Source organism: Streptomyces sp. NPDC024698 (assembly GCF_055559015.1).
In genome coordinates this window covers 143,361-158,426 of sequence record NZ_JBVHLK010000009.1, presented here as the reverse complement: position 1 = coordinate 158,426, position 15,066 = coordinate 143,361, and the positions used below count along the sequence as shown (strand labels likewise).

General features: G+C 71.5%; 13 protein-coding genes. 8 read left to right on the top strand and 5 right to left on the bottom strand.

Features of this window, described 5'->3' with window-relative positions:
* Nucleotides 1-56 precede the first annotated feature (56 nt).
* From ACZ4AA_RS22135 to ACZ4AA_RS22125, 3 genes are all read left to right on the top strand, one after another.
* Nucleotides 57-2,717, top strand: coding sequence for a thioester reductase domain-containing protein (locus ACZ4AA_RS22135; RefSeq protein WP_467604880.1), 2,661 nt, complete (start codon nucleotides 57-59; stop codon nucleotides 2,715-2,717).
* Nucleotides 2,714-3,850: an alpha/beta hydrolase gene (locus ACZ4AA_RS22130; protein ID WP_467604877.1), complete on the top strand. Its 1,137-nt coding sequence runs from the start codon at nucleotides 2,714-2,716 to the stop codon at nucleotides 3,848-3,850. The genes ACZ4AA_RS22135 and ACZ4AA_RS22130 overlap by 4 nt, the downstream gene beginning before the upstream one ends.
* A gap of 70 nt (nucleotides 3,851-3,920) precedes the next feature.
* Nucleotides 3,921-4,700, top strand: coding sequence for an alpha/beta fold hydrolase (locus ACZ4AA_RS22125; RefSeq protein ID WP_467604874.1), 780 nt, complete (start codon nucleotides 3,921-3,923; stop codon nucleotides 4,698-4,700).
* Here the strand turns inward: ACZ4AA_RS22125 and ACZ4AA_RS22120 are convergent.
* Nucleotides 4,697-5,974, bottom strand: a complete 1,278-nt coding sequence (locus ACZ4AA_RS22120) for an MFS transporter (protein WP_467604871.1) — start codon at nucleotides 5,972-5,974, stop codon at nucleotides 4,697-4,699. The two genes, ACZ4AA_RS22125 and ACZ4AA_RS22120, sit on opposite strands and share 4 nt — an antisense overlap.
* 68 nt (nucleotides 5,975-6,042) lie before the next feature.
* On the opposite strand from ACZ4AA_RS22120, the gene ACZ4AA_RS22115 reads away from it, so the two are divergent.
* A complete protein-coding gene (locus ACZ4AA_RS22115) occupies nucleotides 6,043-6,429 on the top strand; it encodes a MerR family transcriptional regulator (protein ID WP_467604868.1) in 387 nt (128 codons plus the stop codon).
* A 292-nt stretch (nucleotides 6,430-6,721) separates the two neighbouring features.
* Nucleotides 6,722-8,308 (top strand): D-alanyl-D-alanine carboxypeptidase/D-alanyl-D-alanine endopeptidase, encoded by a 1,587-nt coding sequence (gene dacB / locus ACZ4AA_RS22110; protein ID WP_467604866.1) that lies wholly within the window; start codon nucleotides 6,722-6,724, stop codon nucleotides 8,306-8,308.
* Nucleotides 8,309-8,376: 68 nt separating this feature from the next.
* Here dacB and ACZ4AA_RS22105 read toward each other — a convergent pair whose 3' ends face one another.
* On the bottom strand, nucleotides 8,377-9,744 hold the full coding sequence (locus ACZ4AA_RS22105; protein WP_467604861.1) for an MATE family efflux transporter: 1,368 nt from the start codon (nucleotides 9,742-9,744) through the stop codon (nucleotides 8,377-8,379).
* 269 nt (nucleotides 9,745-10,013) lie between these two features.
* On the opposite strand from ACZ4AA_RS22105, the gene ACZ4AA_RS22100 reads away from it, so the two are divergent.
* Nucleotides 10,014-11,990 (top strand): lamin tail domain-containing protein, encoded by a 1,977-nt coding sequence (locus tag ACZ4AA_RS22100; RefSeq protein WP_467604859.1) that lies wholly within the window; start codon nucleotides 10,014-10,016, stop codon nucleotides 11,988-11,990.
* A 140-nt stretch (nucleotides 11,991-12,130) separates the two neighbouring features.
* Here ACZ4AA_RS22100 and ACZ4AA_RS22095 read toward each other — a convergent pair whose 3' ends face one another.
* Nucleotides 12,131-12,325: a hypothetical protein gene (locus ACZ4AA_RS22095; RefSeq protein ID WP_467604855.1), complete on the bottom strand. Its 195-nt coding sequence runs from the start codon at nucleotides 12,323-12,325 to the stop codon at nucleotides 12,131-12,133.
* 45 nt (nucleotides 12,326-12,370) lie between these two features.
* Here ACZ4AA_RS22095 and ACZ4AA_RS22090 point away from each other — a divergent pair, with 45 nt between their 5' ends.
* The gene (locus ACZ4AA_RS22090) at nucleotides 12,371-13,525 is read left to right on the top strand and encodes a CaiB/BaiF CoA transferase family protein (RefSeq protein WP_467604851.1); all 1,155 of its coding nucleotides are present in this window, start codon (nucleotides 12,371-12,373) and stop codon (nucleotides 13,523-13,525) included.
* A 328-nt stretch (nucleotides 13,526-13,853) separates the two neighbouring features.
* Nucleotides 13,854-14,498: a GAP family protein gene (locus ACZ4AA_RS22085; RefSeq protein WP_467604848.1), complete on the top strand. Its 645-nt coding sequence runs from the start codon at nucleotides 13,854-13,856 to the stop codon at nucleotides 14,496-14,498.
* Between the two features lie 51 nt (nucleotides 14,499-14,549).
* Here ACZ4AA_RS22085 and ACZ4AA_RS22080 read toward each other — a convergent pair whose 3' ends face one another.
* A complete protein-coding gene (locus ACZ4AA_RS22080; RefSeq protein ID WP_467604843.1) occupies nucleotides 14,550-14,657 on the bottom strand; it encodes a DUF6193 family natural product biosynthesis protein in 108 nt (35 codons plus the stop codon).
* An 89-nt stretch (nucleotides 14,658-14,746) separates the two neighbouring features.
* Nucleotides 14,747-14,992, bottom strand: coding sequence for a DUF3761 domain-containing protein (locus ACZ4AA_RS22075; RefSeq protein WP_467604840.1), 246 nt, complete (start codon nucleotides 14,990-14,992; stop codon nucleotides 14,747-14,749).
* Between the last annotated feature and the right edge of the window lie 74 nt (nucleotides 14,993-15,066).

Below are 15,066 nucleotides of genomic sequence, written 5' to 3'. Positions count from 1 at the left end.
CCCGCCGAGGCAATGCGGACAAGGACAGTGCACCGTGCACAGCGCGAAGGGCTCTCATGAGTGAGTTGAACGAGGACGCGGCGGACCACGCCGGACAGCGGGCGATCGGCGAGGCGATCGAGCGGGGTGACGGCGGGCCGGGCGTGGAGGCCCTCCTGGCCAGGATCAGACAGGCTCCCGTATCCGAACCCTCGATGGCCGGACCCGGAACCGGAACAGAGCCGGAGGCGGACGGCTCCGCCTCCCGTACCGGTGCGGACGCCGACGAGGGCGGCGACGTCGAAGCGGGCCACGACGCCGGTGCCGGGCACGGTCGGGGTCCCGACAACCCGCCCTCCGCCGTACCCGACGCGGAGGGTCTGGCCGCCGTCATCGCCATCGCCGCCGGTCGCTTCGTCCCCGGAGGGCACCTGGCGCCCGACAGCGACTTCTTCGACGCCGGGGGCACCTCCGTGGGAGCGGTGGAGCTCGTCGCGGCGCTGGAGGACGAGCTGGGCATGGAGATCGATCTCGACGAGGTGTTCGCGGACGCCCGGCCGCGCAGCCTGGCGCTGCGCTGGGTGGCGACCGTGGACGCCACGACCGCCGCCGTGTCGGCGCCGGCCCGATGGTCGACGGCGACGGACGAGCGGACCGCCGAGCGGATCGCGGCCTCGCCGGCATCGGCGCCCGGTGCCGCGCTGGCACAGCCCACCCCGCCGCTCTCCGTCTTGGGTGGGGGTCCCGCGCCCGTCCATGGCGTGAGCCCTGCTGCCTTCGCCCCGGTATCCCGCCCCACGCCCGCCACGGACACCCCGTCCATCCCGGCGCCGCGCAACCCGCCCGGGGCGACGGTCACCGCCCGGACCCCCGGCGGCGGCACCCCGTACGCCACGGCCCGTCAGGAAGACCTCGACCAGATCCTGGCCGACCTCTCCCTGGCCGATCGTCTGCCCTGGACCGGCTCGCCCGAGCCCGTGCCGCCCCGCCGAATCCTGCTCACCGGCGCCACCGGCTTCCTCGGCAGCCATCTGCTCCTCGACCTGCTCCGGCACAGCGACGCCCATGTCCACTGCCTTGTTCGCGCGGCCGACGTGGACGCGGCCACGGCCCGCCTCGGCGAGGCGCTCAGGAGCCACCGGCTGCCCTGGTCCTCGGAGATCCGCCGCCGGATCACCGTGCTCCCCGGCGACATCAGGCGTCCCCGCCTCGGCCTGTCCGACGAGGTGTGGAACGACCTCGCCCACGAACTGGACAGCATCGTGGGCGTGGCGGCGGCCGTGGACTTCCTGCGCGGCTATCAGTCGCTGCGCCAGAGCAATGTCATCGGCGCGCTGACCCTGGCCGAACTGGCCGCGACCGGCCCGCCCAAGCCGCTGCACCACATCTCCTCGATCGCGGTCTTCAACGAGGTGGGCATCGCCTCCATGGGCGAGGACGACCCGCTCGCCCACGCCGACCGCCTCGTCGCGGGCTACGACCAGACCAAGTGGGCCGCCGAGGTCGCCCTGCGGCGGGCCCGCGACCACGGTCTGATCGTCACCGCTCTGCGCCCCGGAGGGATCGGCGGCCACACCCGGACGGGCGCCCACAACCCGCAGGACCTCAGCAGCGGTCTGATCGCGGCCTTCGGGCGCCTTCGCACCGTGCCCGCCTTCCACCGTCTGAACGCGGCCCCCGTGGACTGGGTCAGCCGGGTCACGGCCGCCGTCGTCTGCGAACCCGACGCCTGGGGCTTCGACTACAACCTGACCGGCGTCCCCAACACCCTCGACGACGTCGTACGGGACATGGCTTTTGGCGGGATGCATGTGCGCGTGCAGGACTGGGACGAGTGGCGCACCGACGCCCTGGCCCGCCTGGAGGCCGAGCCGGTACCCGAACTCGGCTTCCTCACGCGGGTGTTGAAGAGCCCCACCGCTCTCAAACTGTGCGAGGCGACCCTGAAGGGGCCGGCGGCCGGCGGCGAACGCACCGCCGCGCTCGTCGAGGCGCTCGGGCTGCGCCCCGCGGCCCGCTACGACGCGCAGGCCCAGCTCAGGACGTTCGAGCGGCTCGCCGAGGACGGCCTGGCCCGGCTCCCGCAGAAGGACGATCAGCCGTACCTGTGGTTCTCCGAGACGACCGAGGGCGCCCTGGGCCCGGTCGGCACGGACGACCCGGCCGGAGCCGGTACCCCTTGTTCGATGGCCCTCACCCTCTCCATCGCCAGCATGTACCAACTGGTCAAGGAGCGCCGGGTGGACGCCCGCGGAGAGCTGACCTGTGCCGCCGTCCATCCCGAACCGCTGCTCGTGGAACGCGGCGACCTCTGGATCCGCCCCGAGGAGGGCATCCCGCAACGGCACGGCATGCGCGGCCAACTCCTGCGCTACCGGCTGACGTTGCGGGATGCCGACGGAGGCCGCTGGTGGCTGGAAGGCCACAAGTACGCCCGTGCCCGCCGTGACGTATGGCGGCAGACCCGCGCGCTCAGCGTCGAGATGGGCCGCGAGGGCGAACCGGCGAGCCTCGCCGGCGAACTCCTCGTACCCGCGGACACCTATGTGCGCGACCAGATCGACGGCATCAAGGTCGACCCGCGGCTGACCGGCCCGGAGAAGCGCGCCGCCAAACTGACGTGGCTCGCCTGGTTCGGCCTGGAGATGGGCCGAGGCCTGATCAACCCCTTCGCCCGCGCCGCCGCGGACCTCCTCGAACTGCGCCGTACCCGGACCCCCTCGGAGGGCCACCGATGATCCTCAGAACCCGCAACTCCCGTACCAGGCCGCTGATCCGCAAGGTCAGGACGGGGCCCGCCCTGCGTCCGCTGCGCCACCGGCTCGATCCCGCGCGCGTCGAGGAGATCCCCTTCAGCGCCCGGGACGGCGTACGGCTCGGACTCACCCGCGTCGACAGCGGGGACCGGGACCGGCCCGCCGTGCTGCTCCTGCACGGCCACACCGCGTCCGCCGACATGTTCCTGCTCCCCGAGACCCGCAACCTGGTCGACGTCCTGCTCGACGACGGCTACGAACCCTGGCTGCTCGACTGGCGGGGCAGCTGCCGACTTCCCTACAACGAGACCGGCGGCCGGTACACCTACGACGACGTCGCCCTCCATGACATCCCCGAGGCCGTCGCCCGTATCCGCGAACGCATCGGCGACCGGCCGCTGTTCGTGGTCGCCCACTGCATCGGCTCCCTCACCCTGTCGATGAGCATGACGGCCGGCCTGGTGCCCGGCCTCGCGGGCGTCGTCTCCCAAGGCGTGTTCCTGACTCCCAAGCTCGCGGGCCGCACCTCGCTGCGGATGACGGTGGCCGGTGAGCTGCTGAGGAACCGGATCGACCACATTCCGGTCGACTTCCGCAAGGTGGGCCTCCGTTCGAAGTACACGCCGCTGTTCGCGCTGGCCTCCCGCGGGGCCGGCTGCCCGGACCCGACCTGCCAGATCCTGCACAACTCCGCCTGGGGCTCGGGTGCTTCGCTCTTCCTGCACGAGAACCTGTCCGACGCGACGCACGACCGGCTCGCCGAGCTCCTCGGGCCCGCTCCCCTGTGGATCCTGCCGCACCTGCGCCGGATCGAACTCGCCCGCAGCGTCGTCCGCTGGCACGACACCGACCACCGCTACCGGGCGCTGCCGCCCAACGCGCTGGACGCGGCCGACCGCATCGACACCCCGGTACTGCTGCTCGCGGGCAGCGAGAACGGACTCTGGCTGGACTCGCAGAAGCTCTGCCACGAGGTGCTGGCGCACCGGCAGCCCCAGCTGGACGTCTCGTACACCGAGATTCCCGCCTACGGCCACCTGGACACGTTCCTGGGCCGGGGCGCCGCGCTCGACGTGTTCGGACACATCCTCGAATTCCTCGGCGAACGACGGTGACGCCGGCCCCGCGGACCGTTACCGTACCGACCAGTAACCAGATGGACCGAACCGCACTCCAGGAGGCCCCATGCCGCAGCTCGAAGTCGACGGCGCCGCGCTGACGTACGACGACGAGGGCCCCCGCGACGGTGACGGCGTGCCCCTGGTGTTCATCCACGGTTGGACGGCCGACCGGCACCGCTGGGACCACCAGGTGGAGCACTTCGCCCAGAAGCGGCGGGTCGTCCGTCTTGACCTGCGCGGCCACGGGGAGAGCGACGGGTCGGGGCGGTCGACGGTGGCGGAGCTGGCCGGTGACGTGCTCGCCGTCCTCGATCACCTCGAACTCGACCGGTTCGTCCTCGTCGGCCACTCGATGGGCGGGATGATCGCGCAGACCCTGACACTCGACCACCCCGAGCGGGTCGAGCGGCTGGTGCTGGTGAACTCGATCAGCAGGATGACGTACAGCCGGGGGAGGGGGCTGCTGATGGCGGTCTCGACCCTGGTGCCGTTCAAGGTGTTCGTCGCCGCCAACATCCAGCGGGCCTTCGCCCCCGGCTACCCGCGCGAGAAGATCCGCGAGTACGTCCGCGCCTCGGCCGGTACGCCCCGGGAGGTGGTCATGACGTGCTACGGCGCCATGCGGTCCTTCGACGTCCTCGACCGGCTCGGCGAGATCCGCACCCCCACGCTCCTGGTCCACGGCTACCACGACATCCAGCTGCCCGTGTCACAGATGCTGCGGATGGCCAAGGCGTATCCGGACGCCGTGGTGCGGATCGTGGACGCCGGTCACGAACTGCCGGTGGAGAAGCCGGAGGAACTCACCGCGGTGGTCGCCCGGTTCGTGAGCGACCAGCCCTAGCGAGCCGTGCCCCGGGCGCGGGTCGACACGCGCCGGCCGTCGTCACCCGCGTCCCCTTCGAGGCGCACGCCGAACTCCTTCGGGCCGAAGGCATGATGGCGGGTGAGGGCGATCACGGCCAGGCTGAGGCCTCCGAGTCCTGCCGCGGCGACGGCGTCGGCGGTGACGTCGACTTGCTGGAGGAGCACGCCGCCCAGGATGCCGCCGAGGGCCATGGCCACGTTCCACAGGGTCACGAGGACGGCCTGCGCGGTGTCGGCGACGGCAGGACCGCTTCGTGTGCCGGCCTGACCGGCCGCGGTCTGAAGCAGCGTGGGTACGGCGCCCCAGCCCAGGCCCCACGCGACGGCCGCGACCCATACGACGGCCTGTGCCGTGGTGGCGGCGAAGGCGGCCGTGGCGAGGGTGAACAGCGTCGCGGCGATCAGGGCCAGCCCGCGAAGGCGCGTGTCGATGTGGCGGCCGGTGTACCAGATGCTGACCAGGCACGCGCTGCCGAAGGCCAGCAGGATCGCGTCCGCCGCAGTGCCGAGTCCGGCATGGGCCACGTACGGCGCGATGTACGCGTACATGACCGTGTGGCCGAGGACGAAGGTCACGACGACGACCATGACGGCGCTCACGCCGGGCACCCGGAGCGTCTGCCGGGTGGTCGGCTTCGGCCCGCGCGTCGTCGTCGGCGGCCGGCCGACGTCGGGAACGCCGAACGTGATCCACCCGAGGACGGCGAGAGTGATCGCCGAGACGGCACTGAAGGACACGCGCCAGCCGACCTGTTGCCCGATCAGTGTTCCGGCGGGAACGCCGAGCGACAGTGCCAGGGGGATCCCGGTCATGGCGATCGCGATGGCACGTCCTTCCTGACCGGCAGGCGCGATGCGCCGCGCGTATCCGGCGAGGAGGGCCCACGCGAGTCCGGCGGCGACGCCCGCGAGGAACCGGGAGACGAGCAGGTCCGCGTAGCCGGTCGCGGCGGCGCTGAGCGTGTTCGCGACCAGGAAGACGGCCATGGCACCCAGCAGCAACGGCTTGCGCCGGATTCCCGCCGTGGCGGCGGCCAACGGTATGGCGGTCAGAGCGGTACCGACGGCGTAGACCGTGACGCTCTGGCCCGCCGCACCGGAGCCGATGCCGAGGGAGGCGGACATCTGCGGCAGGACGCCCGCGGGCAGGGTCTCGGTCAGGCTGGTGATGAACACCGCGGTGCCCAGGGCCAGCAGTGCGGGCCAGGGCAGGCCATCAGGTCGTGTCGAAGAGGCGGTTGGGGTCGTCATGCACCGATCGTGAAACCCTCACATACATGTGATGGTCAAGCTCGGACCGGGCGGCTAGCCTCAGGCGGATGCGGATCGGTGAACTGTCGTGCGTGACGGGCGTGTCCCGGCGCCTCCTGCGGTACTACGAGGAGCAGGGCCTGATCGTGCCGGACCGGTCGGCGAACGGATACCGCGACTACGACGAGCGGAACGCCGACCGGGTGAAGCAGATACGCGGTCTGCTGGCGGCGGGCCTGCCGACCCGGCTCATCAAGCAGATCCTGCCGTGCCTGGACAAGCCCAGGTCCATCCACTTCCCGGACGCGACCCCGGACATGCTGGCGCTGCTGACCTCGGAGCGCGACAAGCTGACCGAGCGGATCGAGGTACTCACCCGGAACCGGAACGCGATGACCGAGTATCTGGCGGAGGTGGAGCGCCACCGCACCCCGGCCGAGCCGGACAGCGCCTGACCGAGCCCGCGGCACTGCTGCCGGTGCGGCCCTCCGCACCCCCGACGCGCTCGCCCCCTTGCCGGAGAGGTCCTGGGGAGGCGCCTCCCGCTGTCCTCGGCTTCGGCGATCGACCGACCGGATGAAGTTCTCCCACGCACCGTCGGCACGGCACCGATCAGCGGAAACGTGCGCGGTTCCTGTTCCTACGATGCGGCCAGGAGCGCCCCGGCGAGCAGGGACCGCGCGAGCGGCCTGGAGCGACGAGGGCCTCCTCGACCCGGCTTGTTCGACTCCAGAAACGGCGGAATGCATGAGACCGATCAACTGTGGGCGGCTACGGACCTGGGCCGCTGCCGGTGCCACCCTCACGTTCCTGGCGGGAGCGGCGGCAGCCGGCCCCCCGGCGGCCGCGCACGGCGACGACCTCGGGCCCGCCATCGAGGCGATCATGCACAAGCCCGAATACCAGCACGCGCAGTGGGGCGTGCTGGAGACGGACCCGGAAAGCGGCCGGGTGATCCACTCCCAGTTCGCGAACCAGTTCTTCGTCCCCGGTTCCACGGTCAAGCTGGTCACCATCTCGACCGCCTGGCACACCCTCGGCCCCAACCACCGTTTCACCACTCCGGTGATGGCGACCGGCACCCGCACCGGGTCCACGCTGCACGGGAACCTGGCGCTGGTCGCCCAGGGCGACCTGACCATGGGCGGGCGCACCAAGCCCGACGGTTCCGTGGACTACACGAACATCGACCACACCGAGGCCGAACTCCCCGGTGCGACCCTCACCCCCGAGAACCCGCTCGCCGGCATCAACCAGATCGCCCGGCAGATCCGTGACTCCGGCATCACCAGGGTCGACGGCAACGTCATCATCGACCCCCGCCTGTTCAAGCTGCCGGATCTGAGCCCGCAGCCCACCCCGCTGATCCTCAACGACAACCTGATCGACCTGCTGACGACCCCGACCAGGCCCGGGCAGGCGGCGAAGCTGTCGTGGCGCCCGCAGGTGTCGCCGTACCACGTCACCTCCAGCGTCCGGACGGTCTCGCGCGGGGGGACCACCTCCGTCAACGTGACCGCCTCGCCCGACGGCACCCAGATCCACCTCTCCGGCACCATCGCCGCCGGATCGCAGCCTCTGCTGCGGGTCTCCGGCATCCAGGACCCGAACGCCTTCGGCCGCACCGCGCTGATCGAGGCCCTCGGCCGTGTCGGCGTCACCGTCACCGCCCCGCCCACGGGGGTCAACCCGCAGAACCAGCTGCCCGCTTCGTACCGGGGCGACCGCCGTGTCGCCGCGTACGTCTCGCCGCCGTACAGCCAGTACGCCAAGCTGATCCTGAAGGTCAGTCACAACCTCGGCGCCAACCTGGCCCTGTGCAACATGGCCGTCGCCCGCGGAAGCAAGAACTGCTTCGACGCGTTCCCGATCGAGCACGAGTTCCTCACCGACGTCGCGCACGTGGACCCGAAGCAGTTCCAGCTCTCCGACGGACGCGGCGGCACGCCGCCCGAGCGGGTCACACCGAACGGCCTCGTCGAACTCCTCACCTACTGGCTGCACACGCCCGACGCCACGGCCTTCCGCAAGCTGCTCCCGATCCTCGGCGTCGACGGTTCGAACGGGATCTCCTGCACCACCGACTGCCCGGCCAAGGGCAAGGTGTTCGCCAAGCCCGGCACCATCATCGGTGTCGACGACCTGAACCAGCAGCTCGCGGCCACCGCCCAGAACGAGGCCGGCTACCTCAAGACCGACGACGGCCGGCTGCTGACCTTCTTCGTCGGCGTCAACGGCGCCGCCACCGACGACCTCGACAGCTTCATCAGCATCTTCAACGACGTCAACCAGATCACCGCCCTCCTCCAGGAGCAGGCCTCCGACCACGAATAGCGCCATCACAGGCGACGTCCGCCCCTACGCGCGGACGTCGCCTGTCGCGGCACCGCACGCGGCCGACCTCATCGCTCGATCGCCGAAGCGGCCCCGCCCGGACCACCGGGCGGGGCCGCCTCACTCTTCCTGGCCGACCGACCGCGAGGCGCGTCGATCCGGGCGCTGTGGCGCAGGAAGGACATCAGCTTGGTGACGGCCTGGAGCAGGTTCGCGCAGGCCAGGGCGGTCCACAGGCCGGGTAGTCCGGCCGTGTCGGCGACGGGGACGGACAGAACGGCCAGGATCCCGAACCACACCGCGGTGGACGTCAGGCCCGGCCCTGCGCGTTTCAGTCCGATGAGGCCGAAGCCCGCGACCGCTTGCAGGGCGTCGGTGACCACCACGGCCAGGATCAGCGGCAACAGCCCGATCACCCGGTGCTCCAGCGCCGGGGTCCTGGTGAACAGGCCCACCAGCGGGCCGCGCAGCAGGAGCAGGACGATCCCCAGGGCGGCGACCGCGCACAGCGCCACCCGGATCCCGGCCCACACGCTGCGCCGGACGCGCACGGCGTCCCGTTCCTCGGCGTACGCGGCGATCAGCGGAACCGTGGCCTGACCGACCGCGACCGCCGCGGTGAAGACGACGTTGACCAGCGACTCGGACACGCTGTGCACGGCGGCGCTGTCGGTGCTGATGCGGGCGGCCGCGAAGGTCAGCACGCCGAGCACCGAGAACTTGACGAGTACGGTTCCGCCGAGCGGGAGTCCCACCCGGGCCAGACGCAGAATGAGGCGCGGATCCGGCCGGCCGGGCCGTATCCGCCGGCCGGCCAGTACCGTACGACGGCGCAGCGCGTACTGGTTGAGGCCGGCGCCGACCAGGCTGGAGGCGAGCATGGCCGCTCCCACACCGGTCAGCCCGTAGCTCGGCAGCGGTCCCGGACCTCCGACGAGCAGCACCGACAGGGTCACCGACACCGCGGTGCCCACCAGACCGGACCGCATGACCTGCGCGGAGCGGCCGAGGGCGACGAGCACGGACGTCGCCGACTGGCCGACCGCGATCAGCAGAACACTGCCCGCCAACAGCCAGGGGAACGGGCCCAGTTGAGCGAGGACGCCGGGCCGGACTCCGAACAGTCCGCCGAGCAGCGGCACCGCGGCGACCGCCGCCGCGCACACCCCGCCCACGGCGAACGCCAGCCACATTCCGCCGCGCACCAGCGGCAGCAGGTCGCCGGGGGAGTCGCGGTGCGGCGCGACGAACGGCATCACCCCGCGCAGCGCACCCGCCACGGTGGCGGTGGCCGGGCTGAAGACGGCCACCGTCACGGCGAACGCGGCCAGGGAGAGGGTGGCGTGGCGACCCAGGAGCGCGGTGTCGACGAGGGAGCCCGCCGAAGCGGCGAGGGTGGTCACGTAGAGCGGTGCGGCCGCCCTGGCAATGGTCATGAATGCGCCGCGGTCGCTCACACGCGCAGATCCTGCCACGCGACTCGGCCTCCCCGCACACGAGTTGCCCAGGCACGGCCGAACCCGGTCACGCGGTGGAGGGCGACGTGAGAGCCCACACGGCCGTCCTCGACCGACCCGATCATCCTGCCCCGAACCGTGCAAGGGTGGCTCCTCGCGGCGTGCGCGCCGGACGTTCCGGTGGCCAGAACCTGGCGTTCAGCCGGAGTACACGCCGTTTCAAGATCATCTCGCAAGAGTTCCCCCTCGTGCCTACCTCACCTTCGCGTGCCGGCGTCACCTCTGTGTGCGCCGTCGCTTTGTCGCTCTCGGGACTCCTCGCCACCGGACTGCTGGCCGCTCAGCCTGCGGCCGCCGCGGATCCCACCGGCTATCAGAACGTTCGGATCAACGAAGTCACCTCGTCGGGCAACGACACGGTGGAGCTGTACAACACCGGCTCGACCGCCGTGAGCATCAGTGGCTGGAAGATGTCCGACGACAGCTTCTCGGCGCAGACGTTCACCCCTTCCGCCACCACGATCCCGGCCGGCGGCTTCGTCACCTTCAACTCGCCCAAGGGGCTGGGTGATACGGACAAGGTGGTGCTCTACACGTCCGGCGGCACGGTGGTCGACCGCGTCGAGTGGGCGACCGACAAGGCGAAGCCGGCGATGGCGCGTTGCGGCGGCGACGGCACCGGAGCATGGGTGACCGCGGCCACGGCGGCCTCGTTCGGCGCCGCCAACGCCTCGGGCTGCCCGTCGTCGATCCCGGCGGCGAGCCGGGTCCGTATCAACGAGGTCACCTCGGACGGCTCCGACACCGTGGAGCTGTACAACGGCGGTACGAGCGCGGTCAGCGTCGGATCGTGGAAGTACGTCGACGCCGACACCTCCCACTCCGCCGTGACCGTCTCGTCCTCCTCGCCGAGCGCGAGCAGCATCCCCGCGGGCGGCTACGTCACGTTCAACTCGACCATCGGCCTCGGCGGCAACGACTCGGTCTTCCTCCTCGACAGCAGCGGCAACACCGTCGACTCGCTGACCTGGGCGGCCGGCGCCGCCTCGCCGTCGGACGAGCGCTGCGCCAACGGCAGCGGCTGGTTCCAGACCGCCGCGACCGCGACGTTCGGCGGCGCCAACTCCTGCTCGGGCAGCAGCGGTGGTGGCGGCGGCTCGCAGACCGGCCAGTTGCTGGGTGGCGGCGGCTCGCTCACCAGCGGCTGCACGCCCGAAGCGCCGTCCGGTACGGGTTCCACGCCGACCGGCACATCGGCATGGCCCGGCGGGCTGGACGTCACGATCGCGGACAACGTCTGCGCGTTCACCACGTCCACCGGCCCGGAAGGCCGCGACGTGAGCGGTCTGGCGTTCGACCCGGCGAACCCGTCCGTGCTGTGGGCCGCGAAGAACAAGAACTGGCTGTACAAGCTGGTCAAGAGCAACGGCAAGTGGATCCCGGACGCGACCTGGAGCGCGACCGGCAAGCAGATCCGCTTCACGGGCGGCTCCGGCGAGCCCGACTCCGAGGGGCTGACGGTCGGCGGCAACGGCCACGTCTACGTGACCTCCGAGCGTGACAACACCAACAACACGGCGCCCAAGGACACGATCCTGGAGTTCGACCCGGCCGCGACCGGATCGACGCTCACGCCGCTCCACCAGTGGGACATGACCTCCCAGTTCCCGCAGCTCAACACCGGGAGCAAGGACGACGCCAACCTCGGCTTCGAGGGCGTCGGATACGTGCCGGACAGCTGGCTGACCGCGAACGGCTGGATCGACCCGCTCACCGGCGCCGCCTACAACCCGGCGAACTACCCGCTGCACGGGTCGGGCCTGTACTTCGCCGGCCTGGAGTGGGACGGCTCGCTGCACGTCTACGGTCTGAACTCCGACGGCACGTTCACCACGTTCGGCACGATCGCGACCGGCAAGGCCGCCGTGATGGACGTGACCTACGACGCCGGCACCCAGCGTCTCGTGGCGACCTGCGACAACACCTGCGGTGAGACCCACACCTTCATGAAGGTCAACGCCTCCGGCGCGATCGTGCCGGACGTGACCTACACGAACCCGGCCGTCATGCCGACCGACAACCTGGAGGGCTTCGCGCTCGCGCCCACCTCGACCTGCGTCAGCGGCTTCCGCGAGGCGGTCTGGAGCGACGACGGCATCTACGGCTTCGGCTCCGGAACCTCGTCCTACGGACACGCCCTCTACAGCGGTACCTTCCCCTGCTGATCCCGCCGGCCGCGGCGGCACCGCCTCCCGAGTGAGGCGACCGGACAGGACGCGGTGACGAAGCTCCTGGTGGACGGGATGACGACCAAGGTCGTCCGCCGATCGCCGGGAGTTTCGTCGTGCCCGCCGCGGACCGGGCTTCAGCCGATGGCGGAGGACCGCGCAGGCCGGGAGGGATCGGCGGGCGGCTGGACGCGGAGCACGCTCCAGTCGACCTCGGGGGTGCGTACGGCTGCCCGTTCGACCCCCACCTCGCGGCTCGTCCGAGGGCGCTCGCGCAAGGGCGCCTCGGAAGCCCGGGACGCGCCCACGCGGTGCGCGTGACGTACAGACATGCGGACGTACGGTCGGACAACCGGATCGATGAAAGGGAGTCAATCGTGAGTACGGCACCCCGCGGACCACTGGCCGGAGTCCTGGTCGCCGACTTCGGACGCGTCCTGGCCGCCCCGTACGCCACGATGCTGCTGGCCGACCTCGGCGCCGACGTGATCAAGGTCGAGCATCCCGTCACCGGTGACGACACCCGGGCCTGGGGACCTCCCCACGCCCAGGGCGAGGCCACGTACTTCCTGTCCGTCAACCGCAACAAACGCTCCCTCGCACTCGACCTGCGCGACGGCCGTGACCTGCGCACCGCCACCGAGCTGGTCCGCCGGGCCGACGTCCTGTTCGAGAACTTCCGGCCCGGGACCATGGACAAGTACGGGCTCGGCCACGACAGGGCCCGCGAGCTCAATCCCGGCCTCGTCTACTGCTCGGTCACCGGCTTCGGCGCCGGCGCGGGAGCCGCCCTGCCCGGCTACGACCTGCTGGTCCAGGCCGTCGGCGGCCTGATGAGCGTCACCGGCCCGGCCCCCGGGCAGCCCGTGAAGGCGGGAGCGGCCCTGGTGGACGTCCTCACCGGGCTCCACGCGGCCATCGGCGTCCTGGCCGCCCTGCGCCACCGCGAGGCCACCGGCGAAGGCCAGCACGTCGAGGTCGACCTTCTCTCCTGTCTGCTGTCCAGCCTGGTCAACCAGTCCGGCGGCTACACGCTCGCGGGTCAGGTGCCGGGCATCCTCGGCAACCGGCATCCGTCGATCGCGCCCTACGAGGTCTTTCCTGCCAAGGACAGACCGCTGGTCGTCGCCGTCGGCAACGACCGTCAGTTCCGCGCCCTGTGCCAGGGTCTTGACGTGCCGCATCTGGCCGACGATCCACGCTTCGCGACCAACACCGACCGGGTGGCACACGTCGACGAACTCGCCCCACTGCTCGGTGAGTCGCTCTCGGCACGGACCGCGGCCGAGTGGTCCGACCTGCTCACCCCGTTGGGAGTGCCGTGCGGACCGGTGAACGACCTGGCCCAGGCGTTCGGTCTGGCCGAACGCCTGGGCCTCGGCCCGCGCGCCACCGTCACCGGACCGGACGGCGCGCCGATGGACCTGGTCGCCAACCCCATCGGCCTGTCCGGCACCCCGCCCCGCTACGAACGCAGGCCGCCCCGGCTCGGCGAGCACACCGAGGACAGCAGGGCCTGGCTCGACTCCTGACACCGGTTGCTGCCCCCCGCCCCCTCGGCCGATCCCTGCCACCCAGCAGATTGCCAACACTTGGCCGATCCCCGGCACCCCGACCGATCCGCCACCCGGGCCGATCCCCGGCCGCGTACGACGGACACCGGCGGTCGGAACCAGGTGGTGCGACATCGCCCTCGAACAGACCCGGCGGTACGGGGGACACGGACCCAGCCTGCTTGACCTGCCGTATCGCCCCCTGCAAAGTCGGCATGCGGCACCGCGTCGGCGCCGCCCGATCGTGCCGACCGGCCGGCCCGTCACAGGCGGAGGACGGTCCCGACATCCAGGAGCGACTGATCCGATGGTCCTCGACCTCCTCGTGATCGGTACAGCCATCACCCTGGGCCCCCTGCACAACAGCGCCTTCATCCTGCTGCTCTCCTCACGCCGAGGCGTTCGCCAGGGCCTGGCGTTTCTGCTGTCGTGGCTGGCCAACCTGGCCGTGGTCATCGCCTGTGTGGTGCTGCTGACCGGCGGCCAGCCCCCGGCCCGTCACAGCGCGCCCTCGACCGCCGCGGTCGCGGTGAAGCTCGCCATCGGCGTGGCATTGGCGCTCTACGGCGCGTACCGCCACCGCCGACCGCCGCCCCCGCACGGGCCGCCGCGCTGGAGGGCCCGGATCGACGACGCCTCCCTCGTCACCTCGGCCGGCCTGGCGTGGGTACTCCAGCCCTGGGCCCTGGTTGGAGCCGGCGCCGCCACCGCCGTCGACGCGAACCTCTCCACCGCCGCCGACTGGCTCGCCCTGACGGGCTACTGCCTGCTGGCCACGCTCAGCCTCATCGTCATGGAGATGTACACCACCTGGGCGCCGACGGCCGCGAACGCCCGGCTGAACGCCCTGCGCACCTGGATGGACGGCCACCAGGAACAGCTGATCGTCACGCTCTCCCTGCTCGTCGGACTGTGGCTGACGGCACGGAGCATCTACGATCTCGTGTCCTGATGCCGGGCGTCGCCGGGTGCCCCTGGCCCGGTCGAGCGTCGCCACACGCGGTCAGACGTGCCCGTCCGCGGCGACGGTGATGACCGGCTCGTGTCCGGCGGGCAGGAGCCCGACCAGAAGGGCCACGGCCTCTTCGGCGGTCTCGACCTCGCCGATCACAGCGAGCGGTGTCCCTCCGGAACCGCGGAGCGGCCCGATGGGCCGGGGACGCCTCCCGCCCAGGGCTGGAGGCGTCCCCGGCTGTCCGCCTACCGGTACCAGTACTTGACACCCCGGTGGTGGGAACAGGTCCCACGGAAACTGGCGCTGTAGGAGTACGTGCCGTCCTTGCACTTGGCCGTCGCGCCGTGCGGATGGCGCGTGTTCGCCTTGCACACACCCGTGGTGTGGTGGGCGCACGACGCGGCTGCGGCATCGGTGGCGGCGGCCACAGGTACCAGCAGGGCGCCCGCCATGACGGCCGCGGCGACAGCGCCCCGGAATCTGGTCAGCATGAAGTCCCCCTCATTGATGTGAAGATGCGATCGTGCCACCGTCGGCTGATCTTCATGACGTGATGCCGTCCCTG